25 protein-coding genes are annotated in these 26,025 nt (G+C 62.8%); 19 read left to right on the top strand and 6 right to left on the bottom strand.

All coding sequences use genetic code 11. The features are described 5' to 3' along the window. Positions 1-56: 56 nt before the first annotated feature. Positions 57-368 (top strand): PilZ domain-containing protein, encoded by a 312-nt coding sequence (locus tag GLW01_RS09065; RefSeq protein WP_151439385.1) that lies wholly within the window; start codon positions 57-59, stop codon positions 366-368. Positions 369-380: 12 nt separating this feature from the next. Here GLW01_RS09065 and GLW01_RS09060 read toward each other — a convergent pair whose 3' ends face one another. Both GLW01_RS09060 and GLW01_RS09055 read right to left on the bottom strand, forming a co-directional pair. Next, positions 381-1,070 carry a TIGR04211 family SH3 domain-containing protein gene (locus GLW01_RS09060; RefSeq protein ID WP_202405640.1) on the bottom strand — a complete coding sequence of 230 codons (690 nt, stop codon included), beginning with the start codon at positions 1,068-1,070 and terminating at the stop codon, positions 381-383. A gap of 65 nt (positions 1,071-1,135) precedes the next feature. Continuing rightward, entirely contained in the window at positions 1,136-1,435 is a 300-nt protein-coding gene (locus GLW01_RS09055) for a YciI family protein (protein WP_151439386.1), read from the bottom strand. A 112-nt stretch (positions 1,436-1,547) separates the two neighbouring features. On the opposite strand from GLW01_RS09055, the gene GLW01_RS09050 reads away from it, so the two are divergent. Continuing rightward, the gene (locus GLW01_RS09050; protein ID WP_160898847.1) at positions 1,548-2,426 is read left to right on the top strand and encodes a PHP domain-containing protein; all 879 of its coding nucleotides are present in this window, start codon (positions 1,548-1,550) and stop codon (positions 2,424-2,426) included. On the opposite strand, the gene GLW01_RS09045 is transcribed toward GLW01_RS09050, so the two are convergent. Together GLW01_RS09045 and rne are read right to left on the bottom strand one after the other, a co-directional pair. Next, entirely contained in the window at positions 2,414-2,953 is a 540-nt protein-coding gene (locus GLW01_RS09045) for a YecA family protein (RefSeq protein WP_160898846.1), read from the bottom strand. The two genes, GLW01_RS09050 and GLW01_RS09045, sit on opposite strands and share 13 nt — an antisense overlap. 9 nt (positions 2,954-2,962) lie before the next feature. Then, a complete protein-coding gene (gene rne, locus GLW01_RS09040) occupies positions 2,963-6,073 on the bottom strand; it encodes a ribonuclease E (RefSeq protein WP_160898845.1) in 3,111 nt (1,036 codons plus the stop codon). A gap of 646 nt (positions 6,074-6,719) precedes the next feature. Between rne and GLW01_RS09035 the strand changes: the two genes are divergently transcribed. The 15 genes from GLW01_RS09035 (at position 6,720) to GLW01_RS08965 (ending at position 21,438) form a co-directional block, all read left to right on the top strand. Further along, complete coding sequence (locus GLW01_RS09035; protein WP_160898844.1) at positions 6,720-7,697, top strand: RluA family pseudouridine synthase; 978 nt, start codon at positions 6,720-6,722, stop codon at positions 7,695-7,697. Continuing rightward, a complete protein-coding gene (locus tag GLW01_RS09030; protein ID WP_160898843.1) occupies positions 7,694-8,353 on the top strand; it encodes an HAD family hydrolase in 660 nt (219 codons plus the stop codon). Before GLW01_RS09035 ends, GLW01_RS09030 begins: the two co-directional genes overlap by 4 nt. 15 nt (positions 8,354-8,368) lie before the next feature. After that, entirely contained in the window at positions 8,369-9,403 is a 1,035-nt protein-coding gene (locus tag GLW01_RS09025; protein WP_160898842.1) for a S49 family peptidase, read from the top strand. Positions 9,404-9,444: 41 nt separating this feature from the next. Continuing rightward, entirely contained in the window at positions 9,445-10,011 is a 567-nt protein-coding gene (locus GLW01_RS09020) for a YceD family protein (protein WP_160898841.1), read from the top strand. 36 nt (positions 10,012-10,047) lie between these two features. After that, the gene (rpmF, locus tag GLW01_RS09015) at positions 10,048-10,227 is read left to right on the top strand and encodes a 50S ribosomal protein L32 (protein ID WP_095617027.1); all 180 of its coding nucleotides are present in this window, start codon (positions 10,048-10,050) and stop codon (positions 10,225-10,227) included. Between the two features lie 7 nt (positions 10,228-10,234). Further along, a complete protein-coding gene (gene plsX / locus GLW01_RS09010) occupies positions 10,235-11,239 on the top strand; it encodes a phosphate acyltransferase PlsX (RefSeq protein WP_340162446.1) in 1,005 nt (334 codons plus the stop codon). A gap of 19 nt (positions 11,240-11,258) precedes the next feature. Next, positions 11,259-12,200: an ACP S-malonyltransferase gene (gene fabD, locus GLW01_RS09005; protein WP_160898840.1), complete on the top strand. Its 942-nt coding sequence runs from the start codon at positions 11,259-11,261 to the stop codon at positions 12,198-12,200. A gap of 25 nt (positions 12,201-12,225) precedes the next feature. Then, positions 12,226-12,966 carry a 3-oxoacyl-ACP reductase FabG gene (fabG, locus tag GLW01_RS09000; protein ID WP_160898839.1) on the top strand — a complete coding sequence of 247 codons (741 nt, stop codon included), beginning with the start codon at positions 12,226-12,228 and terminating at the stop codon, positions 12,964-12,966. A gap of 127 nt (positions 12,967-13,093) precedes the next feature. Continuing rightward, positions 13,094-13,330 (top strand): acyl carrier protein, encoded by a 237-nt coding sequence (gene acpP / locus GLW01_RS08995; protein WP_077531530.1) that lies wholly within the window; start codon positions 13,094-13,096, stop codon positions 13,328-13,330. Between the two features lie 92 nt (positions 13,331-13,422). After that, complete coding sequence (locus tag GLW01_RS08990; protein ID WP_160898838.1) at positions 13,423-14,241, top strand: aminotransferase class IV; 819 nt, start codon at positions 13,423-13,425, stop codon at positions 14,239-14,241. A gap of 29 nt (positions 14,242-14,270) precedes the next feature. Continuing rightward, positions 14,271-15,296, top strand: coding sequence for an endolytic transglycosylase MltG (mltG, locus tag GLW01_RS08985; RefSeq protein ID WP_237416538.1), 1,026 nt, complete (start codon positions 14,271-14,273; stop codon positions 15,294-15,296). Further along, the gene (gene tmk, locus GLW01_RS08980) at positions 15,296-15,943 is read left to right on the top strand and encodes a dTMP kinase (RefSeq protein ID WP_192497257.1); all 648 of its coding nucleotides are present in this window, start codon (positions 15,296-15,298) and stop codon (positions 15,941-15,943) included. The genes mltG and tmk overlap by 1 nt, the downstream gene beginning before the upstream one ends. A 93-nt stretch (positions 15,944-16,036) precedes the next feature. After that, positions 16,037-19,222 carry a bifunctional proline dehydrogenase/L-glutamate gamma-semialdehyde dehydrogenase PutA gene (gene putA, locus GLW01_RS08975; RefSeq protein ID WP_160898836.1) on the top strand — a complete coding sequence of 1,062 codons (3,186 nt, stop codon included), beginning with the start codon at positions 16,037-16,039 and terminating at the stop codon, positions 19,220-19,222. Between the two features lie 37 nt (positions 19,223-19,259). Then, a complete protein-coding gene (putP, locus tag GLW01_RS08970) occupies positions 19,260-20,741 on the top strand; it encodes a sodium/proline symporter PutP (RefSeq protein WP_202405639.1) in 1,482 nt (493 codons plus the stop codon). 82 nt (positions 20,742-20,823) lie between these two features. Beyond that, the gene (locus GLW01_RS08965) at positions 20,824-21,438 is read left to right on the top strand and encodes a tRNA-(ms[2]io[6]A)-hydroxylase (protein ID WP_160898835.1); all 615 of its coding nucleotides are present in this window, start codon (positions 20,824-20,826) and stop codon (positions 21,436-21,438) included. Here GLW01_RS08965 and GLW01_RS08960 read toward each other — a convergent pair whose 3' ends face one another. Further along, complete coding sequence (locus GLW01_RS08960; RefSeq protein WP_160898834.1) at positions 21,439-22,179, bottom strand: UDP-2,3-diacylglucosamine diphosphatase; 741 nt, start codon at positions 22,177-22,179, stop codon at positions 21,439-21,441. Then, the gene (locus GLW01_RS08955) at positions 22,176-22,685 is read right to left on the bottom strand and encodes a peptidylprolyl isomerase (RefSeq protein WP_151439403.1); all 510 of its coding nucleotides are present in this window, start codon (positions 22,683-22,685) and stop codon (positions 22,176-22,178) included. The genes GLW01_RS08960 and GLW01_RS08955 overlap by 4 nt, the downstream gene beginning before the upstream one ends. Before the next feature lie 127 nt (positions 22,686-22,812). On the opposite strand from GLW01_RS08955, the gene GLW01_RS08950 reads away from it, so the two are divergent. Together GLW01_RS08950 and cysS are read left to right on the top strand one after the other, a co-directional pair. Next, entirely contained in the window at positions 22,813-24,492 is a 1,680-nt protein-coding gene (locus GLW01_RS08950) for a glutamine--tRNA ligase/YqeY domain fusion protein (protein ID WP_160898833.1), read from the top strand. Positions 24,493-24,522: 30 nt separating this feature from the next. After that, on the top strand, positions 24,523-25,899 hold the full coding sequence (cysS, locus tag GLW01_RS08945) for a cysteine--tRNA ligase (RefSeq protein ID WP_340162448.1): 1,377 nt from the start codon (positions 24,523-24,525) through the stop codon (positions 25,897-25,899). Positions 25,900-26,025 lie beyond the last annotated feature (126 nt).

Genomic DNA, 26,025 nt, shown 5'->3' with positions numbered 1-26,025 from the left:
TCCCGGTATAACGTATTGAACCAGTAACAATAACAACCTTGGGACGGGACAATCTCATGACTGGAGATTCAATGCGGGATACCTCCGAGAAGCGCGATTTCATCCGTATGCACGTGGATACGGTGATTGAGCTTTTCGAGGAGGGCAGCGATCAGCGTATGGAAGGACGCTGCGTGGACCTGAGCGCCACGGGCATGGCGGTAGAGATGGAACGGGAGCTGGCTGAGGGGCAGCGGGTGCACACCTCGCTGCCCTCAAAAAACCCCGATTTTCCGCCGTTCGAGACCGTTGCCACCGTGCTGAGGAGCGAGTCGATTGATGGCGGCCGCTGGCGGGTGGGTCTGCGGATCGAGGAGGTCAAACGCTGAGCCTGACCATGGTCAGGCCCAGTTGTCGCTCTTGCGACTGGGTTTGAGCAGCGGGAAGATAACCGCAATGAAAATGCCCGCAATCACCAGGCCGCCACCGGTGAGGAGGTAGCTGGATTCACGGCTGTCCTCGAGGCGCTGGTTCTCGTTGGTCAGAAGCTCAACCTCCTTGCGCAGCTCCTGGCGTTCCTCGCGCAGTTCGCGGTTGCGTTTCTCGAGGTTGATCGCGTCCTGGGAGATGGACCGGATGCGCTCCAGCTCGTCACTGGTTTCACTGAGTTCCGATTCCAGGGACTGTTTCTCCTGCTGGACCTGTTCGAGCTTTGATCGGGTCTCCTCCAGCTGTGAGCGTGCTCCGGAGAGATCCTCTTCAGTGCTGGCCAGTTGCTGCTTTACATCCTGGAGTCGTTCTTCCGCGATGCGCTCGGAACTCAGGAACCGGCTTGCGATGTAGCCCTCCTCACCATCACCAAAGCGCACGCGCGAGTAGCCGGTCTCCTCATCTTCCTCCAGCACCTCTACGGCGGTACCGCTGCGCAGGGCGGACTCAATGATCCGGTACTCGTTGCCCGGACCGGTGCGGACGGGGACGTAGATTACGTCGTCCACATACTTGGTTTGAGCCTGTGCCACGGAGGCAAACACAAGCAGCAGCGGCACGATGCAACGTAATGCTCTGTTCATGCCTTTCTGTGGGGTCATGATGTTATTCCCTGTTAAACGAAGTCCGGATTCTGCCACAGCGTATTCGCCTTGCCCAGTGAGGCTCAGGGGAGTACCGGTTTGAATGGTCTGACTGTAACCTTCTCGTAAACTCCGGCTTCCACATAGGGGTCCGCATCGGCCCATGCCTGTGCCGCGGTCAGGGATTCAAACTCTGCTACCACCAGGCTCCCGGTGAAACCAGCTTCTCCCGGCTCAGTGGTATCCTCGGCCGGAAAGGGGCCGGCCATGAGCAGGCGCCCTTCGCTCTTGAGAGCCTCAAGGCGCTCAAGGTGCGCAGCACGGGCCTGCTTGCGGCGCTCAAGACTGTCTGCGACATCGTTGGCGATGATGGCGTAGAACATAGGGATCTCCTGCCTAGAATAACGGGTGCGTATGAGTGGCAACAGCCGCCTATGATAAGCTGCCCCCGTCTTTACGCCAATCCCGGCACGGCGCCTTATTTCCCGGAGTATTATGCACATCGACGGACACAGTCCGCTGCTAACGGACCTGCATTGCCACAGCACCGCCTCCGACGGCGGCCTTTCACCGGCCTCAGTGGTGGCCCGCGCCTCGGAGAACGGTGTGGGCGTCCTGGCGCTGACCGACCATGACACCATTGCCGGTATGGGCGAGGCCCGGGAGGCGGCTGTGGCTGACGGCATGCACCTGGTGAGCGGCGTGGAGCTGTCCTGCCTCTGGCGTGGCCAGACCATCCATGTGGTGGCCCTGGATTTCGATCCGGACGAGCCGGGGTTTCTGCAGGTGCTGGAAGGGCAGGAGAGTGTCCGGCACCAGCGCGCGGGGACCATTGACGAGCGGCTCCGGAAACAGGGTCTGCCCTCGGTGCTGGAACAGGCACGGGATCTGGCAGCCGGTGTTCCGGGGCGCCCCCACTTTGCCCGGGCGCTGGTTGATGCTGGTGTGGTCGCCGGGGAGCGGCAGGCGTTCCAGCGTTATCTGGGAACCGGGAAGGTGGGAGACGTGGCGACCTGCTGGCCGGAACTGGCAGTGGTTGTTGGCTGGATCCGTGAGGCGGGTGGTATTCCGGTACTGGCCCACCCCCGGCGTTACGGGCTGACCAACAATAAGCTGAGGAAGCTGGTACAGGCGTTCCAGGATGCGGGAGGTCAGGCTCTGGAGGTGCTCAGTGGCGGCCATTCGCCTCAGGATAGCGGCTATCTCACGCGCCTGTGCCTGGATGGTGGGCTCTGGGCTTCCGGGGGCAGTGACTTCCACTGGCCGGAACGGCCCTGGTCGGAGCTGGGCCGCCTTCCGGATCTGCCCGCCGGGCCTGACCCGGTCTGGCGGCACTTCCGCTGGGAAACACAGGCCCGTCTTCAGGGCGAATGATAGTGCAGGTAGAGATCCGTCAGGAGTTCCGGTATGGCGTCGGCATAGTCCGCCAGGCGCTTGGAGTCCCTGCGGGCCTGCTGGAAGGCTTCATCATCGAACAGGTTTGAGAGGGTCAGGATAGGCGTCATCAGCTGTCCCACCGTTTCCTCGTCCTCGCCCAGCCACTGATCCTCATCCAGCAGGAAGGTGTCTGTGAAACCGGCACACCAGTTCTCAAGCGCCTCCTCGGCGGTGTCGTCATCCTCGGGTTCGGGCAGCTCCAGCGTCTGACCCTGTTCCAGCTCCTGCTGGATGGTCCTGGCGAGCCGCGATACCAGTGTCCCGAACTCGTCGGGCATGGCGTCGCCACCGGCCTCGGGCTGGCCGGTGGCAATCGCGTGGATGCGCTCCGCCGACACCGGTGCCGGCCCCACGACTGAGGCCGTGACCACGCCGTGCAGGCCAAACACATCCAGTGCCTCATCGCCCTGTCCGGGGGCGAACAGGATTGATTCCAGGGTTTCCACGTCCTGATCAGTCAGCATAACCTGGTTTCACTCCTGTTCGTTGGTCTGTGCCTGGTTGCGGGCCCTGCGGAACTCCTCCTGACGTCGGCGGATCTCCCGGGGATCGTTGTAGGCGCGCCCCTTGATCGGGTCCAGGTGAACCTCATCCTCCGCCGGGCTGTTCTCCGCCTCAGCGGTTCCGGTTTCCGCTGCGGCTGGCTGCTCAGGCGCGGCGGATGCCGATTCAGCCTGGGGAGCAGTCTCTGTCTGGGGCTCTGCTTGAGACGGGGCACCGGACGCCTCCGTGGAGGGCGTTGTTTCATCCGCCTGGGCGCTGGCGGGTTCGTCGGCGCCACTGGCAGGCTCGCCACGGCCCTCCGCTTCCGGTTGTTTCCCGGCTTCGGTCCCGGCAGAAGGCGCCTCATCGGTTGAGGTTGCCTTATCAGTGGCCGCCTTGGAGGGTTTCTGTTGTGCGCTTTCAGCGGCGCTTTCCTTAGCGGAACCAGCATCCTTTTCGGCAGCCGGGGTCTCCTTAGCTTTTGCGGCGCTTTGCTTTGCCTTGGGGGCTTCGGATTGCCCTTCGGAGCCAGCGCCGGATTCCCTCTCTGCCTTGGCGTTTCCGGTTTCCGTTTTCACGCTCTCGGCGGATTCCTGATCAGCAGGCTTGCCGTTCTTATGGCGGGGCCGGCGGGGACGCTGGAATTCCGGGTTCGGTGTTTCGTCCTCGGCGCTTTCCTGTTGGTTGCGGTTTCTGCCACCGGAGCCGCCACGACTCTGGTTCTTTCTGCGGTTGTCCGAGCGGCCCTGGTCGTCGCCATTGCTCTCAGGGGCTTTATTGCCGCTGCCCTGGGACTGTTTGTCAGAGGACTCCTCCTTCTGCGGCTCGTCACGGTCCGAATCACGATTGCGACGGTTACCTCCCCCCTTGGATTTCTGGGGGCTGCCGTCGTTACTGCCGCCTTTGTTTCCGCCACCGGCATTCGGGTCGGTATCGGATTTGCGGTCGGAACCGGATTTCTGCTCGCCCTTCGGCTTCTGGTCGGCCTTGGGTTTCTGGTCGGCATTGGACTTCTGGTCGCCACCGGATTTCTGTCCGCCGCCGCCTTTACCGGACTGGCGGGACTGATTGCCGCCGCCTTTGCCACCCTGGCCGGAACCTTCCTGTTTGCCGCCGTCCTGCTTGCCACCGGACTTCTGCTGGTTATCCGAATCCTGCTGGCCCTGACCCTGGCCCCGGTTGCGGTTCTGACCACCACGGCGGCGCCTGTTCTGGCCGCCGCGCTGGTTGTTGCCATCCTGGCCCTGACGGCCACTCTGCTGTTGGCTGCCCCCCTGCTGACGCTGCTGGCTGTCACCGCTCTGACCCTGTTTCCGGTCGGAGGCATTATTGCCCTGGCGCTGGGTGCCTGAACCGGTCTCCTGCTGGGGGCTGCCGGATTCTTCCTGTGGCGCGAACATGGTCTGGAGCTTGCGCCCAACCCGTTGCCAGAACCCAAGCGGCTCAGCGGCTTCCGGGGTTTCGGCTTTGGCTTCCGGGGCAGGGGTGCGGTTGGCGGGGGTAACCGCCTTCACCGCAGCTTCTTCCCGCTCGCCCGTGTTCTGGCCAACGGACCAGGCGTCTTCCGGTTCGTCTTCGTGCCTTGCAGCGATCTCGAAGCTCGCTTCACCAACGGTGACTTCGGTGTCATCGGTCCGCAGGCGCTGAACCTCGAAATGGGGTGTCTCCAGGTTCTGGGAGGGGATGACCCGTACCCGCACGTTCTCGCGCCGCTCAATGGCGTTGATCTCGTCGCGCTTCTCGTTGAGGAGGAAGGCAGCGACCGTGACCGGCACCAGTGCCCTTACTTCCGCGGTTTTGTCCTTGGAGGATTCCTCGTACATCAGGCGCATGATGCTCAGCGCCTGGGATTCCATGCTGCGGATGGAACCCTGGCCATTACAGCGTGGGCAGACCTCGCTGCGTGTCTCGCCCAGTGAGGGCCGCAGCCGCTGGCGCGACATTTCCAGCAGGCCGAAGCGGGAGATGCGGCCAAGCTGGACCCGGGCGCGATCCAGCTCCAGTGCCTCCCGGATGCGCTGCTCGACTTCGCGCTGGTGGCGGTTGGGGGACATGTCGATGAAATCGATGACAATCAGACCGCCGATATCACGCAGGCGCAGCTGGCGTGCGATCTCGTCCGCGGCCTCCAGGTTGGTCTGGAAGGCGGTTTCCTCGATGTCACCGCCGCGCGTGGCACGCGAGGAGTTGATGTCGATGGACACCAGTGCCTCGGTGGGGTCGATCACCAGCGAGCCGCCGGAAGGCAGGGATACCTCCCGCTGGAAGGCGGTCTCGATCTGCGCCTCGATCTGGTACCGGCTGAGCAGCGGAATGTCATCCGTGTAGAGCTTGATCCGGTTTTCGAAAGAGGGCATGACCGCGCGTACGAAATTGAGGACATCCTCGTACACACTCGGGGAGTCGATCATCACCTCGGTGATGTCCTGGCGCAGGTAGTCGCGCACGGCACGGATGATTACGTTGCTTTCCTGGTAGATCAGGAAGGGGGCCTTGCGCGCTTCCGCGGCCTGGGTGATGGCGTCCCAGAACTGCAGCAGGTAGTCCAGGTCCCACTGGAGTTCCTCGGTTTCACGGCCGATCCCGGCTGTGCGGACGATCACGCCCATGGCCTTGGGCACCTTGAGCCCGGACATGGCGTCCTTGAGCTGGCTGCGCTCATCCCCCTGGATGCGGCGTGAAATGCCGCCGGCACGGGGATTGTTCGGCATCAGTACCAGGTAGCGCCCGGCGAGGGTAATGAAGGTGGTCAGGGCTGCGCCCTTGTTGCCGCGTTCTTCCTTGTCGACCTGAACGATCAGTTCCTGGCCCTCGTTGAGCACGTCCTTGATGTTGATCTTGCCATCAATATCGGACGGGGCCTTGCTGAAGTATTCGCGGGCGATTTCCTTCAGGGGCAGGAAGCCGTGGCGTTCGGAACCGTAATCAATGAAGGCTGCTTCAAGGCTGGGCTCGATGCGGGTGATGCGGCCTTTGTAGATGTTGGACTTCTTCTGTTCGCGGGTGCTGGATTCGATATCAAGATCGACCAGACGTTGGCCATCGACCAGGGCGACACGCAACTCTTCTTCGTGAGTTGCATTGATCAGCATTCTTTTCATGTGGAACAAACTTCCATCGTTCTGCGACGGAAGCGGTGCGGGGCGCAATGACGAGACAGCGGGCCTGCGTCCGCCCGCTTCAGCAAAGCCGGGGGCCTTCTATGGCCACCCCGTGCTTGAGGCATGCGGTTCTGTGGCCGCATGCCACCGAAGTCTGTCCCGTACCGGCTACGAGGTCTTATGTCATATTCATGATCAGGACAGCCCGAACCGGTGCTTCTGTGTTTTCAAACCGTTGCGATGACCCTGCCGCGCGCTTCCGCCCGGATTGACATCAGTTCCTCCGGCCTTGACTCCAGCCGGGCGGAACACCCATCACGACGCGCGTTGTTCTCAGTTTCCGTGACCGTCCACCGGAGGAGCCTCCTGAGCTCCGGCCAGCGGGTGAAAGGACTCAGACGCGCGCCTGTGTGATTCTGTTGGCTCTCGCTGTTTTCCTGCCAGGTGGAACCGGTGCGTCCGCTGCTCGTTTCATACCGGGCCCGAAGGCTCTATAATTGCGGATTCAATCGCTGACCGTGTTCCGCCAGTCCAGCCGGCCAAGATCGTCGGCCGAGCGGAGTGGGAAAACAGAGTCAATATAGCAGTAATCCCCTGCCTCATCAACGAGCTGCGGAATGGCTCCGCATCCCAGGAGAAACACATAATGCCAGGGCACCCGGGCAGCCATGACAGCGCCGAATCCAGACCCAGGGTCCAGTGGCTGGAGGTGGCGCCGGAGTGGGCCGGACAGCGTCTCGACAACTTCCTCATGGGGCGTTTCCGGGGCGTTCCGAAAAGCGTTATCTATCGTGTGATCCGTAAGGGGGCCGTGCGGGCCAACCGTAAGCGGGTCAAGCCTGACTATCGTATCGCTGCCGGTGACTCGATCCGCGTGCCGCCACTGCATGAGCCCGAGCAGAAGCCGGATCGTGCCCAGCCGGGCCGTCGGGTGCAGCGGCGCATGCAAGCGGCGGTTCTGCATGAGGCACCGGATTTTCTGGTGGTGAACAAGCCCGCGGGCATCGCGGTGCACGGTGGCAGTGGTGTGGATTTCGGGCTGATTGAGACCCTGCGTGCCGGGCGCGATGATCGTTACCTGGAGCTGGTGCACCGGCTGGACCGTGACACGTCCGGGCTGATCCTGGTAGCCCGGCGCCGTTCCGCCCTCAAGGCACTGCAGGATCAGTTCCGGCAGAAGAGTACGCACAAGGTCTACCGGGTACTGGTAGTCGGGGAGTGGCCGCAGGCGGTGAATCGCGTGGAGGCGCCCCTGCAGCGGGTCACCGGTGGGACCGGCGAGCGGCTGGTGCGGGTCAGCGCCGACCAGGGCAAGGCGGCGCGGACGGATTTCCGGGTTCTGGAGCGTTTTTCAGGCTACACCCTCCTGGAGGCCACGCCCCTGACTGGGCGTACGCACCAGATCCGGGTGCATGCGGCCTGCCAGGGGTGCCCGGTCGCGGGGGATGCCAAGTATCTTGACGGAGCGTCGCAGGCGGCCTGGCAGCGGGGCGGTGGTGACCGGCTGATGCTGCACGCCCAGCAGCTGACGTTCGAGACGCCCGCGGGCGAAAGAGTGACTTTTGAAGCGCCGGTTCCGGATGATTTCGAAGCGCAGATTCAGCGACTGGGAAAGCGCCAATGAACTTTGACGTAGTGATCTTTGACTGGGATGGCACCCTGATTGATTCCGTGGACCATATCGCGGACAGTCTTGAGCTGGCCGCAGGGGATCTGGGTTATCCGGTGCGTGAGCGCGAGGCGCTGCGCCATATTGTGGGGCTGGGCATGGAAGAGGCGCTGAGCCAGCTCTGGCCGGGCATCACCCGTGAAGAGATGACACAGCTGCGCGAGGTCTATGCCCGGTATTTCTTTCAGCGCGATACCACACCGGCGGATCTGTTCGAGGGGGTGGATGAGCTGCTCGAAACGCTGCATGGTGGCCCCATGCTCGCGGTGGCCACCGGTAAGAGCCGGCCTGGGCTGGATCGGGCGCTGGGCTCAAGCGGCCTGGGGCGGTTTTTCCCTCTGACCCGCTGTGCCAATGAGACCGCCTCCAAGCCCGACCCTCTGATGCTGCGCCAGATTGTGTCCGAAACTGGTGCCTCCGTGGAGCGCATGGTGATGGTCGGTGATACCATCTACGACATGGAAATGGCGAGCCGCATCGGCATGCCGGCTATTGGCGTGACCTGGGGGGTGCACTCGGAGGAGCAGCTTTCGGTACACAACCCCATGGCCATTGCCTCTGACATCTCAAAGCTGCGGGAGCTGATGGCTTCCGGCGGCACCCGTGAATAACTGCAAGGAGACACCATGTCCGAGTGGGATTCGGAAAATGCGGAATGGGGCGTGACGCGGGAAGAATCCGCTCAGCGACCGGAAGGACGTACCCAGGAGGCCCGGGAGGACTCCAAGGAATGGCGCCTGATCGAGAAGACCATGATGTCGATGCAGGCGGAGCAGCGTCGCAGCCGGCGCTGGGGCATACTGTTCAAGACGCTGGGGCTGCTCTACCTGTTCGCGCTTCTGTTCACGTTCGGGTCACCCTTCGGCTCTGGTGATCTCACACCTGGCGCAGGCGGGCCCCATACCGCGCTGGTGGATGTGGAGGGTGCGATCGTCCAGGGCCAGGATGCCAGTGCCGACAATCTGGTGACCGCGCTGGAGAACGCCTTCTCGGCGGAGCAGTCCAAAGGCGTGATCCTGCGCATCAACAGCCCGGGCGGCAGTCCTGTCCAGGCCGATTACGTCTATCAGGCCATCAACCGGCTGCGTGACGAGTACCCCGACAAGAAGGTGCACGCGGTGATTTCGGACATCGGAGCGTCCGGAGCCTATTACATTGCCGCCGCCGCTGACCGGATCCACGCGAATCCCTCCAGCCTGGTTGGTTCCATTGGCGTGCGTGGCGGTGGCTTCGGATTCACCGGCGCGATGGAGAAACTGGGCATAGAGCGCCGGCTGTACACAGCGGGCGAGAACAAAGCCTTCCTGGACCCCTTCCTGCCGGAGGATCCGGAACAGGTTGCGTTCTGGGAGAGTGTGCTGGACCGCACCCATGACCAGTTCATCGAGCGTGTGCGCGAAGGACGGGGTGACAAGCTGAAGGAATCCGAGGCGGATCTGTTCTCGGGGCTCATCTGGACTGGCCAGAGGGCACGTGAGCTGGGGCTCGTCGACAGCTTCAACTCCCCGGGGCAGGTGGCCCGCAATGTGGTCGGTGCCGAGGAAATCGTGGACTACAGTTATGAGCCGTCTCCGTTCCAGCGGATCATGCGTGACCTGGGCAGCTCGGTCGGGCAGGGTGTTACGGAAACGCTCATGAACAGCGGCCCTGTGCTGCGCTGAGCTTTGACAATCACCGGCGGGAACCCTAGAATCGCGGCCTTATGTCGAACCCGGAGATACCCCTGTCGGTCGATGCGCTGAAGCCGTTCGAACAGGGGACCGTAAAAGAGGGCAGTCTGGCCCTTGCCGGTATGAACCGGCTGGAGCCGCTGATTCTGGAAACAGACGGCGAGGCGGCGGTCAGGCTGGCGTTCTTTTTTGATGACGAGCGGCGTCGCGTCATTGAAGGCTGGATCCGGGCGGAGCTGGAAGTACTGTGCCAGCGATGCCTTGAGGCCATGCGCCTGCCGGTGGAGTCAACCTTCCGGGTAGGTGTGGTGGATACAGAGGTGATGGCAGAGCAGCTGCCAGCCACTCTTGAGCCCATGGTGTCGGGGCAGCGGGATCTGCCGATCCATGAGCTTCTGGAGGATGAGCTCATCATGAGTCTGCCGGATTATCCGGTGCATGAGGAAGCAGGCTGCAAAGCATCCGCCACGCTGGAGCGCATCAACCGGGATGCCGACGACGCTGTTGCTCAGGCGCGCGAGCATGATACAGACAACCCGTTCCGTGTACTGGCCGGCCTTGGCACTGGGGGGCAGGACCAGGGCGGAACGGATTCGTAATTCAAGAGAAAGGCAAGACTCCAGGAGTAATCTGCTATGGCCGTTCAGAAGAATCGCAAGACCCGTTCAAAGCGCGGCATGCGTCGCTCCCACGACGGGCTCAGCAAGCCCGCGCTTTCCATGGACCCGACTACCGGGGAAGTGCATCGTCGGCATCACATCTCCCCCGATGGCTTCTATCGGGGCAAGAAGGTGATCGAAACACCGGAAGACTGAGTGACCGGTGGCGGCTGAGACCACCATTGCCGTTGACGCCATGAGTGGCGACCGCGGCTGTGAACCGGTGGTCCGCGCCGCGGAAATTGCTGTTTCGAACAACAGGGCCTTGAGGGTCGTGCTGCTGGGCAGGCGCACGGCACTCGAGGCCTTTCTGTCTGCGGGCCACGATCGCATCGAGATTCAGGAGGCCCCCGACGTGGTCACCATGGAGGAACGTCCCTCCCATGCCCTGCGCCACGGCCAGCAGTCCTCGATGGCGCGTGCGCTCTCGCTGGTCCGCAGCGGCGACGCCGATGCCTGCGTCAGTGCGGGCAACACCGGCGCACTCATGGCCCTGGGCCGCAACACCCTCCAGACCTGGCCGGGCATTGAACGGCCCGCCATCATCAAGCGCATCCCCTTCCATGACGGCCACTGCTATGTGCTGGACCTGGGCGCCAACGTGGACGCCAGCGCCGAGCATCTCGTGCAGTTCGCTCTGATGGGGCGCCTCATGGCGCAGGCTGTGGATGGTGTCCAGGAGCCCCGAGTGGCACTGCTCAATGTGGGACAGGAGGCCGTCAAGGGGAATGAACAGGTCCGGCTGGCCGGCCACATGCTGCAGGCGCGGGAGCAATCCGGATACATTGGCTATATTGAAGGCAGCGACCTTTTCCGGGGAGTGGCCGATGTGGTGGTCTGTGACGGTTTTGTCGGCAATGTGGCACTGAAAACCGGAGAGGGCGTGGCGGAACTGATCGGTGATCTCATCCGGCGTGCTTTCGCGGACAGCTGGTATTCCCGCTTTGTCGCGGTCCTTGCTGCACCGGTGTTACGCAGGATCAAGCGGCGCCTGGATCCCGCACGGCATAATGGCGCGAGTTTCATCGGCCTGCGCGGCGTGGTGATCAAAAGCCACGGCAATGCGGACGTGACCGGACTGGTGGCGGCTATTGAACAGGCGGCCCGTGAGGTCGACCATGAACTGCCGCGCAGGCTCGGGGACTTGCTGGAACAGGTTGAATTCTAGAGACGAACAGGAAGGACAGATGACGACAGCACTGGTGTTTCCCGGTCAGGGCTCCCAGTCCGTTGGAATGCTGGACGAAGCAGCTGCTGAGTGGCCGCTGGTCGGGCAGACCTTTGAGCAGGCCTCCGGCGTACTGGGTTACGACCTGGCCGAACTCTGCCGGCAGGGCCCGGCGGAAGAGCTCAACCGTACCGATGTGACCCAGCCCGCCCTTCTCACTGCCAGTGTTGCGCTCTGGCGCGTGTGGCAGGATCTGGGCGGCCCGCAGCCGGATTATCTGGCGGGCCACAGTCTCGGGGAATATTCCGCACTGGTGGCGGCGGGGTGCCTGGATTTTGCCGATGCCGTTGAGCTGGTGCGTATCCGCGGCGACGCCATGCGGCATGCCGTGCCGGAAGGCGCGGGGCGCATGGCCGCGATACTGGGACTGGATGACGAGGCTGTGATCAGTCTCTGCCAGGAGCATGTCGCCGATGGCGTGGTTGAGGCGGTCAATTTCAACGCCCCGGGGCAGGTGGTCATCGCCGGCTCCACCGTTGCGGTGGACCGGGTCGTGGAGCGCGCCCGTGAAGAGGGCGCTAAGAAGGTCATGCCTCTGGATGTGAGCGTGCCCTCCCATTGTGCGCTGATGCAGCCCGCGGCGGACCGTATGGCGGGTGCTCTGGCGGGTGTCAGTTTCCAGGACGCGGGCATTCCCGTGGTCCAGAATGTGACCGCGGGGGCAGTGACCGACGCGGCCGCCATCCGTGAGAATCTCTACTGGCAGCTGATTTCGCCGGTGCGGTGGACCGAATCCGTACGCTACATGGGCGAACAGGGTGTCGGTGTCATGGCCGAATGCGGGCCCGGCAAGGTGCTGTCGGGGCTGACGCGGCGCATTGACCGCAGCATGGGATGCCATCCCACGGAAACCCCTGAACAGATGACGAAGGCGCTGGAAGCGATTCGCGAAGGCGCCTGACGGCGACGCTCAACGGGAGAAAAGAATGCTGGAAGGACAGGTGGTTCTGGTAACCGGCGCGAGCCGTGGCATTGGCAGTGCGATTCTGGAACGCTTTGCCCGCGCCGGTGCCACGGTGATTGGAACAGCAACATCGGAATCCGGCGCTGCCGCCATCGCGGGCCGTATCAACGAGCAGGGCTGGCAGGGTGACGGTGTGGTCATGAACGTGGGTGATGCAGCGAGTGTCACCGAGGGCATCAAGGCGATTGGCCAGAATGTCGGTACACCAACAGTGCTGGTCAATAATGCCGGTGTGACCCGGGATGGTCTGGCCATGCGCATGAAGCCCGAGGACTGGGATGAGGTGATCAACACCAATCTCTCGGCTGTGTACCGCACCAGTCAGGCCGTGCTCAAGGGCATGATGAAAGCGCGCACCGGGCGCATCATCAACCTGAGTTCGGTGGTTGCCCGTATGGGGAACGCCGGGCAGATGAACTATGCCGCCAGCAAGGCGGGCATCGAGGGCATGACCCGTTCTCTGGCACGGGAGGTGGCAAGCCGTGGTATCACCGTCAATGCCATTGCTCCGGGGTTCATCGAAACGGACATGACGCGAGAGCTTGACGAAAGCCAGCGTGATGCCATGCTGTCAGCCATTCCGGCGGGTCGCCTCGGCGAGGCGGGGGAAGTGGCCGACCTGGCTGTGTTCCTCGCCTCCGAAGGGGCGGCCTACATCAATGGTGAGACGATTCATGTCAACGGTGGCATGTACATGAACTGAAGGAGGGCGTTCCCGCCATCACAGGGCGGGGCGGCTTCCAGTCAGCCCCTTCCGGGTTGGTTGTCCGGCCCGGGGGATTCAACTAAACTGGCACGCCAGCACTGCTGGACGCACAAATGAGGACATTATGAGTACAGTTGAAGAGCGCGTTAAGAAGATTGTCTGTGAACAGCTGGGGGTAAAAGAGTCTGAAGTACAGAGCACTTCCTCCTTTGTAGAGGATCTGGGTGCCGACTCCCTGGACACGGTTGAGCTGGTCATGGCTCTTGAGGAAGAGTTCGAGACCGAGATCCCGGATGAGGAAGCCGAGAAGCTGACCACGGTCAAGGACGCGGTGGACTACATCGAATCCCACAGCAGCTGAACGGACCAACGCGGTTCGATCGGTACCAAAGCCGCCCTGAGAATGGGCGGCTTTTTTGATCGTGACTGGTTCAGGCAGCGGGAGCGGAGCTGATGCCCGAATGGATCTGGCCGGGAAATGACCCGGTGGTTCCGTCTGATGATCGGGGGCTGGCCTACGGGCACGGGGTTTTTGAGACTCTCAGGGTGACCCCGGCCGGCCCGGTCCTGCTGGAGGCGCACCGGGAGCGGCTTCTGGCCGGTTGCCATGCGCTTGGAATCCCGTTTGATGCGGACGGGCTGGATGCCTGGCAGCAGCAGGCCGCCGAACGCGGGCTGCTCGCGCCGCAGGCGCCGGCTGTGCTCAAGGTCACGGTTACGGCGGGCTCGGGTGGCAGGGGGTATCGGCCGCCTGACACTGTGTCTCCCAGGGTGATCTCGGCCCTGGTGCCGGCTCCGTCGGTGCCGCGTGAAGGCGCCAGGGTCCGTCTCTGCCAGCAGCCCCTGTCTTCCATGGCAGCGGGCGGCGGCTACAAGACCCTGGCACGCTTGGAGCAGGTGCTTGCCAGTGCCGAACTCTCAGACGGTGAGTTCGAGGGCCTGATGGCCGCGGGCGCAGGTTCCGGCTGGGTCGAGGGAACCCGTACCTGCCTGTTTTCCGTGGTCGATGGAACTCTCGTGACGCCGCCACGGGAGCAGCTCGCCGTCGCGGGAACTCTGCGGGAGTGGGTCGTGCGCAACGCGGGCCGCTTCGGCCTGGCGGTCGAGGAGCGGGCTCTGCTGGGCGCCGACTTCCGGAACCACGGGTTGCTTTTGGGTAACAGCGTCATGGGCCTGGTGCCCGTCAGCGAGTGTGGTGACAGTATCGTGCCGACCAACGTTGAGGCTACACGGCTGGTTGACGATGTGAACAGGGAGCTTGGACTCGGGTGATGCGGTTGGTTAAGCGTGTTGTTGGTTTCATGCTCCTCCTGACTGCCGTAGCGGCAATCGCGGGCTGGCTGTTCATCGAGCAGCAGTTCCAGCGCATGGAGGAGCCGCTGGCGCTTGAGCATCCCGTCACCATCGAGATTGAGCGCGGGACCACCCTGCAGGGACTGGCGCGTGAGCTCGAGGCGCGGGGGCGTCTTCCCAGCGCTTTCTGGCTCCGGTTGCGGGCGCGCCTGGAGCCTGAACTGACGCAGCTGCAGTCCGGTGTGTATCAGCTGGAGGACGGCATGTCCCCACTGGCCTTTGTGCGTCGTGTGGTAGCAGGTGATACCCAGACCTGGACCGTGCGCATACCGGAAGGCTGGACGTTCGAACGGGTCCGCGCACGCCTGGCTGACGCGGAGCCTTTGCGCAATGAGCTGGAGGGCATGAGTGGTGAGGTGGTGATGGAGCGTTTAGGGCGCTCAGGCATGCACCCCGAGGGCTGGTTCTTCCCGGCGGTGTATGAATATGAGCATGGCGATTCGGACCTGGATGTTCTGGAAAGGGCGCATGACCGCATGCAGCGGATTCTCTCCGGGGTCTGGCGGGATCGCCAGGAAAACCTGCCTCTGGATAGCCCCTATGAAGCCTTGATCCTGGCCTCGATTGTCGAGCTCGAGACGCCGCTCAGTGAAGAGAAACCCCGGGTCGCCGGTGTTTTCGTGCGGCGGCTGGAGCGGGGAATGCGTCTGCAGACGGATCCCACCGTGATCTATGGCATGGGCGATGATTACCAGGGCCGCATCGGCCACGCCGATCTGAGGGAATACACGCCCTACAACACATACCGGATCGATGGTCTGCCACCCACCCCCATCGGGATGCCGGGAGAGGCGTCGCTGCGGGCGGTGGTGAACCCGGCGGAAGGCGATGCCCTCTATTTTGTCGCCAAGGGTGATGGCTCCCATCAGTTCTCCAGCACGCTTGAAGGGCATAATGAGGCGGTGCGCCGGTATCAACTCAATCGCAGCGAGGACTACCGGTCCTTTCCGGCACCGGAGAACGGAGCAGACTGATGGCGCGCGGGCTTTTCATCACTTTTGAGGGGACCGAGGGGGTGGGAAAGTCCACCGCTATCCGCGGTGCCAGTGACTGGCTTACGCAAAAGGGTGTGGCGCACCGTGTGACCCGTGAACCGGGTGGTACGCCCATGGCGGAGGAGATCCGGGAACTGCTCCTGCGTTCCCGGGAGGAACCGGTCGACCGCACCTGCGAGCTGCTGCTGATGTTCGCGGCCCGGGCACAGCACCTGGCCCGTGTCATCCGGCCGGCGCTGGAAGCGGGAGAGTGGGTGCTCTGTGATCGTTTCACGGATGCCACCTACGCCTACCAGGGGGGTGGGCGAGAGCTGGATTCAGCACCGGTGGCGCAGCTTGAATCCCTGGTCCAGGGGGAAACGCTGCGCCCCGATGCCGTACTCTGGCTCGATGCGCCAGTGGAAACGGGCATGGCCCGGGTTGCCGGGCGTGGTGGGGAGCCGGACCGTTTTGAGCACGAACGGGTCCGGTTCTTTGAGCGCGTGCGCCAGGTTTACGAGGCGCGCGCCGGCAATCCTGCCAACCGTTACCGGCGTATTGATGCAGAAGTGACAGCGGATGAGGTCGCGGACGCTGTTCGAAGGACGATGGAGGAACTCCACAGGGAGTGGCCGTCCCTGCAATGATTGTTGTGCAGGGTTTCACAACCTCTGCTTTAATGAATGGATAGACCATGCGGGCAGAGGTATCACGCCCAGAGCTGCTGGAGGCCGAACGCTATGTTTGATGCCAGTCGGGTGCTTGACCCGTCGTTCCCCCACGATGATACCGATTTTCTCTGGCAGGGTATCGTTGATAACCATTACACCGATGAAACGGCCTACCTTGAGTCACTGCTGGCGCTGGCGGAGCCCGATGGGCGCGAGCGCCAGGCCATTGCGGACCGGGCCACAGGGCTGATCCGCAAGGTCCGGGAGCAGGATGATTCCGTCCACATGGTGGATGCGCTTCTGCAGGAATACAGCCTGGATACTGAAGAAGGCATCCTGCTGATGTGCCTGGCGGAGGCGCTGATCCGGATTCCGGATGCGCATACCGCTGATGAGCTGATCCGCGACAAGATGGGTGACGCCGACTGGCGCAGGCACCTGGGGCGGAGCGAATCCGTCATGGTCAATGCCTCCACCTGGGGCATGCTGCTCACGGGTCGTGTGGTCAAGATGGACCCGGGGCTGGACGGCCATCCCAAATCCATCTGGCACAAGCTGGTGAACCGTGCCGGTGAGCCGGTGATCCGAAAGGCCATGTACCAGGCCATGGCGATCATGGGCCGCCAGTTCGTGCTAGGCCGCGATATTGATGAAGCCCTTCAGGAAGGCCGCCAGTACCGGGATCAGGGCTACAGCTACTCCTTCGATATGCTGGGGGAGGCGGCCCTCAACGAGTCCGACTCCTCGCGCTATTTCAATGATTACTGGACGGCGATTGAGGCGGTGGGCAATGACCGTTATCCCCGTGGCGAACGTCCGGTGCCCTCGGTTTCCATCAAGCTGTCCGCGCTGTACCCGCGCTATGAGCGTGCTCAGGAGGAAAGGGCAAAGACGGAACTCGTAAGGCGGCTGACCCGGCTGGTGACCTTTGCCCGGGAGAAGCAGGTGCCCCTGACGGTGGACGCGGAAGAAATGGACCGCCTTGAGCTCTCGCTGGAGATCTTCCGCAGTGTTTACGAGTCCGAAGCCGCGAAGGGCTGGGGGGAGCTGGGTCTCGCCGTGCAGGCCTACTCCAAGCCGGCGCTGCCGGTGCTGTGCTGGATTGCCGCTCTGGCGCGTCGCCAGGGGGATCGCATTCCTGTGCGGCTGGTCAAGGGAGCCTACTGGGATACCGAGATCAAGCACGCCCAGATGATGGGTGTTGAGACCTATCCGGTCTACACGCGCAAGGAAGGCACGGATGTGTGCTATCTGGCCTGTGCCCGGTTCCTGCTCAGTGACTACGCTCAGGGCTATATCTTCCCGCAGTTCGCCAGCCACAACGCACACACTGTGGCCTCGGTGCTGAACATGGCCGATGAGAACGGCGCGGAATACGAATTCCAGCGGCTCCACGGCATGGGCGATGCCCTCTATTCCGTGGTGATGGGCGAGGTCCCCAGGGTTCCCGTGCGGATCTACGCGCCGGTGGGCGCCCACAAGGATCTGCTGCCGTACCTGGTACGGCGGCTGCTGGAGAATGGTGCCAACTCCTCCTTTGTTCACCGCCTGGTGGATGCCGAGACGCCGATTGAGGATCTCATAGGGCACCCCGCGGATGCACTGCGGGCCCACAGCAGCCTGCCGGATCTACGGATTCCCCGGCCCCCGGAGATTTACGGGAGTGAACGACGCAATTCCCGTGGCCACAACCTGGCGGTATTGTCCGATCTCAGGCCCTTCCAGCAGGGTCTGGAGCGGTGGGCGGAACACCAGTGGAAGGCAACGCCGATCGTGAACGGGGAGCGCTGCGATTCGAATACCAGGACCCGGGTGATCAATCCCCACAACAGTGACCGGGTTGCCGGCGAGATCGCCTGGAGCCGTCAGGACATTGTCGAGAAGGCGCTGAGTACGGCCCACGAGGCCTTCGAGTCCTGGAACCGTACGCCAGCAGAGGAGCGGGCGAAGTGCCTGGAAGCCTATGCGGATCTGCTGGAGGCCAATGAGCATGAGCTGATTGCCCTGTGCAGCCGTGAGGCGGGTAAATCCCTGCCGGACGGTATTGCCGAGGTGCGCGAGGCCGTGGATTTCTGCCGCTACTACGCCATGCAGGCGCGCCGGCAGTTTGCCGAGCCCATGGAGATGCCAGGGCCCACCGGGGAATCCAACGAATACTACCTGGAAGGCCGCGGGGTGTTTCTGTGCATCAGCCCCTGGAACTTCCCGGTTGCGATCTTCACCGGCCAGATCATGGCGGCGCTGGCGGCGGGCAATACGGTACTGGCCAAGCCGGCGGAACAGACCAGCCTGATCGGTGGCCGGTGCGCGGAACTGATGCTGCAGGCCGGCTTCCCGCCGGGCGTGATCCAGTACCTGCCTGGTGACGGTGCGGGCATCGGCGGCCAGGTGCTTTCCGATCAGCGCCTTGCGGGTGTCACCTTCACCGGCTCCACTGGTGTTGCCCATCACATCAGTCGGACACTGGCCGCCCGGGAAGGGCCGATCATTCCGCTGATTGCGGAAACCGGCGGCCAGAACGCCATGATCGTGGACAGCAGTGCACTGCCGGAGCAGGTGGTCAAGGACGTGATCATGTCCGCCTTCGGCAGTGCCGGCCAGCGTTGCTCGGCGCTCCGCGTACTGTATGTACAGGAGGATGTTGCCGACATCATCGAGGAAACGCTTGCCGGTGCCATGCGGGACCTGCGCCTGGGGGATCCCATCCGGGTTGAAACGGATGTCGGGCCGGTGGTCGACCAGGAAGCCTATGATGATCTCATGAAGCATGTGGCTGAGCTGCGTGAGCGTAACCGCCTGATCGGTGAGGCTCCGCTGCCCGACAATGCGGAGAAAGGCTACTTCGTGCCCCCTGTGGCCTATGAGATCAACGGCATGAAGGATCTGGACCGTGAATTCTTCGGGCCCATCCTGCACGTGGTCCGCTACGAGGCGCGCGAGCTCGACTCCGTGATCGACGAGATCAACGGAGCGGGCTATGGCCTTACCCTGGGCATTCACAGCCGCAGTGAATCCGCTGCCGCCTATATTGAGCGGCGGGTCAAAGTCGGCAATACCTATATCAACCGCAACCAGGTTGGTGCTGTGGTCGGCGTCCAGCCCTTTGGTGGACGTGGACTCTCCGGGACCGGCCCCAAGGCCGGTGGCCCCAACTACCTGCCGCGTTTCGCGACGGAGCGTGTCAGGACAAACAACACCACGGCGGCGGGTGGCAATGCGACCCTCCTGTCGCTGGGTGTGGAGGAAATCGGATGAACAACTATAAACGGGCATTCCCCGATGGAGCCGGATCATGATTGAAAACACAGTTGCGGTCACCTGGACCTTTATTCTCTACCTTGCAGTAATGCTGGCGCTGGGTGTCATTGCCTATATGCGCACCCAGAACCTGTCGGACTACATCCTTGGCGGGCGGAACCTGGGGCCGATTCCTTCGGCTCTGAGTGCCGGTGCCTCGGATATGAGCGGCTGGCTGCTGCTGGGGCTGCCCGGGGCGGCCTTTGCCAATGGTGTTGGCGCGAGCTGGATCGCCATCGGGCTGCTGGTGGGCACCTACCTGAACTGGCTGTTTGTGGCCAGGCGCCTGAGAAACTATTCGCAGGCGGCCAAGGACTCGCTCACGATCCCGTCCTTCCTGGAGAACCGTTTCCGGGATGACACACGGGCGCTGCGGGTTATCGCCGCTTTCTTCATTCTGCTGTTCTTCCTGTTCTATACCAGTTCAGGGCTGGTTGCCGGCGGTAAGCTCTTCGAGACCGTCTTTGGCCTCGAGTACCAGTGGGCAGTGATTGTGGGCACACTCGCGGTGGTATCCTATACGCTGTTCGGTGGCTTCCTGGCGGTATCCTGGACAGACGTGGTCCAGGGGCTTCTGATGTTGGCTGCTCTGATGCTGGTGCCGGTTCTCGCAATCAACAGTGGTGAGGTTGGCGGCTGGTCCGGTATGGAAGCATCGCTGCTTGAGAAAGGGCAGGGTACGCTCTCGCTGTTCTCAGGTGCCGATGGAGAAGCGTTGGGAGCCATTGCGATCATCTCCTCGCTGGCCTGGGGGCTTGGCTATTTCGGGCAGCCCCACGTGCTTGCCCGCTTCAAGGCCATCAGCGATGAGTCCCTGGTACCCTATGCCCGCCGGGTCGCGGTTTCCTGGACTGCCATCACTCTGGTCGGCTCTGTGCTGGTAGGGCTGGCGGCCGTCGGTTACTTCGGGCCCGAGGGGCTGGAGGACCGTGAGACAGCGTTCATGATGCTGGTGGATGCGCTCTTCCACCCCGTGATTGCGGGCATCCTGCTGGCCGCCATTCTTGCCGCCATCATGAGCACGGCTGACTCGCAGCTGTTGGTTTCGTCGTCCGCGCTGGCGGAGGACTTCTACAAGGGCTTCTTCCGCCCAGACGCCGATGCTGTGGAGCTGGTCCGCATCGGCCGCGTCGCCGTGATCGTGATCGCGGTGATCGCCGGTGTGGTCGCGCTGGATGACGACAGCATGGTGCTGGACCTGGTCTCCTATGCATGGGCCGGCTTCGGTGCCGCTTTCGGTCCGGTCATCCTGCTGTCACTGTACTGGCCCCGGATGAACAAGATGGGTGCACTCGCGGGTGTGGTTGTCGGCGGCCTGACCGTGGTGGTCTGGAAGCAGCTCTCCGGCGGTCTGTTCGACATGTACGAGATCGTGCCCGGGTTCCTGTTCGCAGCCATTGCTGTTGTGATCGGTTCCATGGCGACCGGCGAGCCGGAGAAGGAGATTGCTGACGAGTTCGCCAAGGTTAACGGCTGACTCCATGGGCTGCCCCTGGGGGCGGCCTTGCACCCCGGATCAGCCCGGGTCTATGCTTGGCGCTTTTTGACGGAGCGCTGGCATGGCCCGGGTTGATCTTTCCCCCATTCATGACTTTCTTCCCTGCGCAACACCACAGGCCTGGATCGACGCCGCACTGGCGAACCAGGAACTGCTGCTCATTGATCATGCCCACTGCGAGAAGAAGGCCGCCTCAACGGCATTGGGCCTGATGTATCGCTATATGGAGGATCCGGATCTGCTGCATCGGATGTCCCGGCTCGCGCGCGAGGAGCTGCGGCACTTCGAGCAGGTGCTGTCGATCCTGCAGAAACGCGGCATCCAGTATCGGCATCTCACACCGGCCCGCTACGCCCAGGGGCTGCACCAGCATGCCCGTAAGGAGGAGCCGGGGCGGCTGGTGGATACCCTGATCATCGGCGGCATCATTGAGGCCCGTTCCTGTGAGCGGTTTGCGGCGGTGGCCCCACTGCTGGATTCAGAGCTGGCGGAGTTCTACGACTCACTGCTGAAGTCCGAGGCCCGCCACTATCAGGATTATCTGAGGCTTGCGGAGAAAGCGGCGGGTGACGAAGTGACGGAGCGGGTTGCGACGCTGCTGGCGGTGGAGGCGGAACTGATCCAGTCACCGGACGACAGCTTCCGCTTCCACAGTGGTGTGCCGGACTGGCTGTGATCAGCCGGCCAGCTGCGCGAAGGGCACGCTGAGCAGTTCGGGGGCGGCTCCCGTCCGGGCTTCGATGTACCAGGCCTTTTCGTGCCAGTCGCCGGTCACATAACGTCTGGCGGGAGCGCCATTGGCTTCCAGCTCATGCACTGCTGGCCTGTGGGTATGGCCATGGATGAGCTGTTGCACCCCGTGGCGTTCCATGTCCGCCACCACCTCTTCCGGTGTGACGTCCATGATGGTCTGTTCCTTGCCCTGGTTTTTCGCCTGGCTGATTTCGCGCATCTGGCGGGCCACGGTCTGGCGGTCCGCCAGGGGGCGCTGGAGGAATGCCTTCTGCCACTGGGGGTTGCGCATGGTTGCCCGGAATTTCTGGTATTCCTCATCCGTGGTACAGAGGCTGTCGCCATGCATCAGCAGGGTGGGTTCCCCATGGAGGTCGATGACTGTGGGGTCATCCAGCAATGTGGCGCCCACCCGGTCACAGAAGTCCTGACCGATGAGGAAATCCCGGTTGCCGTGCATCAGGTACAGGGCGGTGCCGGTGGCTGTCACCGCCTGAAGTGCCTCGGCAACCGTTTCCTGCAGGGGCGTGTGCTCGTCATCCCCGATCCAGGCCTCGAAGAAGTCTCCGAGAATGTAGAGCGCGTCAATGTTGTGGGCGTAGGCCGGGAGGAATCCCAGGAAAGCGTTGGTAATGTCCGGGCGGCTTTCCTCCAGGTGCAGGTCGGCAATGAAACGCGTGGTCATGCGTCCGCTCCCTCATTGGTGCGATAGGCCTGATGGATGATGACATCCTCCACCGGCACATCGCGGTGCCCGGCGCGGCCCGTGGTGGGTTTCTCACGGATCCGGTCGACCACGTCCATGCCTTCCACCACCTTACCGAAGACGCAGTAGCCCCAGCCGTCCTGGGTCTTGGCGGTGTGATCCAGGAAGCCGTTATCGTTGACATTGATGAAGAACTGGGACGAGGCGGTATGCGGACTCATGGTGCGCGCCATGGCGATGGTGCCGCGCCGGTTGCTGAGGCCATTGTCCGCCTCGTTGGGAATCGGCTCACCGGGTTTGCGGGGCTCCATGTCCGGGCCGAAGCCGCCGGTCTGGATCATGAAGTTGCTGATGACCCTGTGGAAAATAAGGCCGTTGTAGAAACCCGAATCGATGTAGGCAAGGAAATTCCTGGTGGTGACGGGGGCGTTCTCCGCGTCGGTGGCCAGCAGGATGCGGCCTTCGCTGGTTTCCAGAACGACCATGAGATTATATCCTTTCGCGTCCAAATGGGCCGTATTGTAAGGCATCGTTTTCCGCCATGCATGAGATCGTGGCGGTGAGCAGGTACAATGGCGGCTTTCAAATCAACCCGGTGGTGTCACAGCATCCATGAGTTCCGAATCAGCTCCGGCCAGCAACTTCATCCGAACCCTCATCCAGGACGACCTTGCCGAAGGCCGTCATGACCACGTCGTCACCCGGTTCCCACCGGAGCCCAATGGCTACCTGCATATCGGTCACGCCAAGTCGATCGTAGTCAACTTCGGCATGGCCGAGCAGTTCGGCGGCGACTGTACCCTGCGTTTTGACGACACCAACCCGGAGAAAGAGAGCCAGGAGTACATCGAGGCGATCAAACGGGACGTGACATGGCTGGGTTATGAGTGGAAAGGGCCGGTCCGCTACGCCTCGGACTATTTTGAGCGCCTCTATGAATACGCCGAGGAGCTGATCCGCGGCGGCCATGCCTATGTCTGCAGCCTGGATCCGGAAACCGCCGCGCAGTATCGGGGGACATTGACCCAGGCCGGCACGGACAGCCCCTATCGGGATCGCTCCGTCGAGGAGAACCTGGACCTCTTCCGGCGCATGAGGGCCGGGGAATTCGCCGAAGGTGAGCATGTGCTGCGGGCGAAGATCGACATGGCGTCCCCGAACATGAACATGCGCGATCCGATCCTTTACCGCATCCGGTACCTGACGCACCACCAGACCGGGGACAAGTGGTGCATCTACCCAATGTATGACTTCACGCATCCGCTCTCCGATGCGGAAGAGGGCGTGACCCATTCCCTGTGCACTCTGGAATTCGAGGACCACCGGCCGCTGTATGACTGGGTTCTGGAACACGTGACCCCGCCGTGCCGCCCGCGCCAGACCGAGTTCGCACGCCTGAATGTGAACTACACCATCACCAGCAAGCGCAAGCTGATGCGGCTGGTGGACGAGGGCCATGTGGATGCCTGGAATGACCCGCGCATGCCGACCCTCTCGGGTATGCGCCGGCGCGGCTTCACCCCGGCTTCCATACGCCAGTTCTGCGATATGGTGGGCGTGAACAAGACCGGCGGCACCGTGGACCTGGGCATGCTCGAACACGCCATCCGGGATGACCTGAACCGCAACGCGCCCCGCGCCATGTGTGTCCTGCGGCCTGTCAAACTGATCCTGACCAATTATCCGGAAGGGCAGGCCGAGACCCTGACCACGGCGGTACATCCCCAGGACGAATCCATGGGAACCCGCGAGGTGACCTGGACGCGCGAGATGTACATCGACGCGGAGGACTTCGTGGAGGTGCCGCCCAACAAGAAGTGGAAGCGGCTCTCAAAGGGCAATGCCGTGCGCCTGCGTGGCGGCTATGTCATCACCTGCAATGATTTTGTTGTCGATGACGAAGGCAATGTGACCGAGATCCATGCCGAGTACGACCCGGAGACCCTGGGAGTGAATCCCGAGGGTTACAAGCCCAAGGGTGTCATCCACTGGGTCTCTGCCGAGACCGCGGTGGACCTTGAGCTGCGCCTCTATGACCGGCTTTTCGGGGTGGAGAATCCGGGCACCGACAAGGAGCGGGATTTTGTCGAGGATCTCAACCCGGACAACCTCGTGGTTCTGACAGGCTGCAAGGGAGAGGCGAACCTCGCCTCGCCGCGCACGGATATTCCCTACCAGTTCGAGCGCGAGGGCTATTTCTTTTTTGATCCCGAGGCCAGCAGTGAGGATCGGATCGTGATGAACCGCACTGTCACCCTGCGTGACTCCTGGGCCAAGATCAGCGGCCAGTAAACCGAGACCGGAAAGGATGGAGACCCCGTGATCCAGCTCTACAGTACGCTCAGTCGTCGCAAGGAAACCTTCCAGCCCATCGTGGAGGGAAAGGTCGGCATCTACGTCTGCGGTATGACGGTCTACGATTACTGTCACCTTGGCCATGCCCGGGTGCTGGTGGCTTTCGATGTGGTAACGCGCTACCTGCGCCACCGCGGTTACGACGTGCACTACGTGCGCAACATCACCGACATTGACGACAAGATCCTGGATCGCGCGCGGGAGAACGGCGAGGACTTCCGGGCGCTGACCGACCGCATGATTGCCGCCATGCACGAGGACGAGGGTGCCCTCGGCGTGCTGCGCCCTAGCGAGGAGCCCAGGGCCACCGAGACCATTGATGAGATGGTGGCCATGATCGAGACCCTCGTTGAGAAGGGCCATGCCTACCAGGGCGACAACGGCGATGTGTATTTCGCCGTGTCCAGTTTCGACGGCTATGGCAAGCTCAGCCGCAAGAAGCTCGAGGACCTGGTGGCCGGCGCCCGTGTGGACGTGGTCGAGGCCAAGGCCAGCCCGGCGGATTTCGTTCTGTGGAAGGCCGCCAAACCCGGTGAGGTCAGCTGGCCCTCGCCCTGGGGCGATGGGCGCCCTGGCTGGCACATCGAGTGCTCGGCCATGTCCCGCTCACACCTGGGGCGGACCTTCGACATCCATGGCGGCGGCCCGGACCTCATGTTCCCGCACCACGAGAACGAGATCGCCCAGTCCGAGTGCGCCCATGAGCAGCCATTCGTGAACTACTGGATGCACGCCGGGGCCGTGCGGGTGAACCACGAAAAGATGTCAAAATCCCTGGGTAACTTCTTCACTATCCGGGATATTCTCCAGGAACACGATCCGGAAGTGGTGCGCTACTTCCTGATCGCCAGCCATTACCGCAGCCAGATTGACTACACCCCGGACAGCCTGGCGGAAGCCAAGGGCGCACTGATGAAGTTCTACCAGGCGCTGGATGGCATCGAGCCCGAGACGGACCCGGCGGAGACGGCGTATGACAGCCGCTTCGTGGAAGCCATGGACGATGACTTCAATACCGTTGAGGCCACAGCCGAGCTGCATGCCCTGACGGGCGAACTGAACCGGGCGCGGCGCAACGGGGATGAAGCGGAAGCGGCCCGGCTGGCCGGGGTTCTGAAACGGCTCGGCGCCGTGCTTGGCGTGCTGGAGCGGGCGCCCTCCGACTTCCTCCAGGGCGGCACCGGGGATCTCACACCAGAGCGCATCGAGGAACTGATTGAAGCGCGTTCCCGGGCCAAGAAAGCGAAGGACTTTGCCGAGGCCGACCGCATCCGGGATAAGCTCCTCGAACAGGGTATTGTCCTTGAGGACAGCCGCGAAGGCACGACCTGGCGCCGGGAGTAGGGCGCCTGTCCTTTTGCGGTACGTTTGGCTTAGAATACGCACACCCAGAATACGTGGTCGCCGGGCCAGCGCTTACCGGTCCGGTTATTCCGCATAAAAACGTCTTAAAAACAGCAATCTGAGGCA

The sequence above is a fragment of the Vreelandella halophila genome, from assembly GCF_009856365.1.
Classification (GTDB): Bacteria; Pseudomonadota; Gammaproteobacteria; order Pseudomonadales; family Oleiphilaceae; genus Halospina; species Halospina utahensis_B.
Note: the sequence above shows the minus strand (reverse complement) of the source record. Positions and strands in the feature narration are given on the sequence as shown.